This is a genomic window from Celeribacter marinus (assembly GCF_965656515.1).
GTDB lineage: Bacteria > Pseudomonadota > Alphaproteobacteria > Rhodobacterales > Rhodobacteraceae > Celeribacter > Celeribacter marinus_D.
The window spans coordinates 2,774-4,837 of sequence record NZ_CBFHKW010000093.1; the positions used below are offsets into that span (position 1 = coordinate 2,774).

Sequence of the window (2,064 nt, forward strand, 5' to 3'; positions counted from 1 at the left end):
CGGCGGGATCAACCCAACCCAATTGGATGCGTGCTGTCATAACGAATGTCTGAGCGTCTTCTAGAGACACGTCGAACTTCTCAAGAACGCCATCGTCCTTAACGCGTTCGCCGTTTACCGTTGTCCAACCGCCTGCAAGCTCCCAGTCGGCACAGGTCGCAAAATCTTCGAGCGACTTCACGCCATCCTCAGCAAGTGCTTCGATCATTTGAGGTGTCAAACCTTCAAACCCGACCAAGCTGTCCTCGACACCCAATTCGCGGGCACGCTCCAAAGCCTTGCGGCTTGCAGCTTCAAGAAAGTCACGGGCACGGGCCTGCAACTCGCTTGCGGTATCTGCGTCAACACCATCGATTACAAGCAACTCGTCTACGTCGACATAAGCCACCTCTTCGAGGTTGGTGAAGCCTTCGGATACGAGCAATTGTGCAAAGAACTCGTCAAGATCGAGGTTGTCCATAAACAGCTGCGTGCGCTCGGCGAACTCGGCCTGACGGCGCGCTGATTCTTCGGCTTCCGTGAGGATGTCGATATCAAGGTTCGTCAATTGCGATGCAAGGCGCACGTTTTGACCACGACGACCAATGGCGAGCGAAAGTTGCTCGTCAGGAACAACCACTTCGATTTTGCCGGCATCCTCATCGAGAACAACTTTGGTCACTTCGGCCGGCTGCAATGCGTTCACAAGGAATGTTGGCTGATCATCATTCCATGGAATGATGTCGATTTTTTCGCCCTGAAGCTCATTCACAACGGCCTGTACACGCGAACCGCGCATACCGACACAGGCGCCAACGGGATCAATGGAGCTGTCATAGGAAATCACAGCAATCTTTGCGCGCGATCCGGGATCACGAGCAACAGCTTTAATCTCAATGATGCCATCGTAGATTTCAGGCACTTCCATCTTGAACAGTTCGGACATGAATTCCGGCGCAGTGCGCGACAAGAAAACCTGCGGACCGCGCGCTTCGCGGCGCACATCCTTGATGAAACAGCGAATTCGATCATTGGGGCGATACGCTTCGCGGCCAATTTTTTCGTTGCGGCGCAAAATGCCTTCGCCACGACCAACGTCTACGATAACGTTGCCATACTCTTCGCGCTTCACAACACCATTAATAATCGTGCCTGTACGATCTTTGAATTCTTCGTATTGGCGATCGCGCTCGGCTTCGCGAACCTTTTGCAAGATAACCTGCTTTGCGGACTGCGCAGCGATACGGCCAAGCTCCACCGGCGGGATCTCTTCGGACAGAACATCACCAACAGACGGGTCCGTCATGTATTCTTTGGCCTGCTTGACGGTCAACTCAGCTTGATAATTCTCAAGATCATCGTCCTCAACAACCGTGCGAACACGGGTAAAGGTTGCCTTGCCAGTCTTGCGATCGATGGACACATGAATGTCCATTTCCGAGCCGTAACGCGACTTTGCAGCGCGTGCGAGGCTCTCCTCCATCGCTTCAACAACGACCGACGCATCGATCATTTTTTCGCGTGCTACGGCCTCGGCGGTTTGCAACAGCTCAAGCTGGTTTGCAGAGGTGATTGCCATAATTCAGTCCTCTCTTAATCCTCTGTGGAACCGTCTTCGGTTTGGATTTCGTCAAAATTAGTTTCATCAATTGCACCGGCATCTTTGCGCTGGCGCAGCATTTCACGGATCAATTCGTCGGTCAGCACAAGCTTCGCGTCCGAGAGCCAATCAAATTTCAGTCCGATGGTGAGCTCTTCGCCATTCTCTTCAATAGCGAGAAGAACATCTTCTCCCTCAACACCCGCAAGCGCCCCTTTGAAGCGACGACGGCCATCAATCATTTCGGTCGTCTCTATCTTAACTTCGTAGCCGTCGAACGCTGCAAAATCTTTCAAGCGCGTCAGTGGACGATCAATGCCGGGGGACGACACTTCGAGCGTGTATTCGTCCTCAATCGGATCCTCAACGTCTAGAACCGCAGACACCGCAGTCGAGATTTGGGCGCATTCATCAACCTCAATCCCACCATCAGGGCGCTGCGCCATAATCTGAAGCGTCTTTGACTTCGTTGACGACATCAAACG

The 2,064-nt window shown here is 52.9% G+C and carries 2 protein-coding genes; both read right to left on the reverse strand.

Annotated elements, in window-relative coordinates:
- The coding region (gene nusA / locus ACTG34_RS13300; protein WP_439105369.1) for a transcription termination factor NusA at window positions 1–1,558 on the reverse strand (1,558 nt) is incomplete at its 3' end.
- A gap of 14 nt (window positions 1,559–1,572) precedes the next feature.
- On the reverse strand, window positions 1,573–2,064 hold a 492-nt coding region (gene rimP / locus ACTG34_RS13305; protein ID WP_439105370.1), incomplete at its 5' end, for a ribosome maturation factor RimP.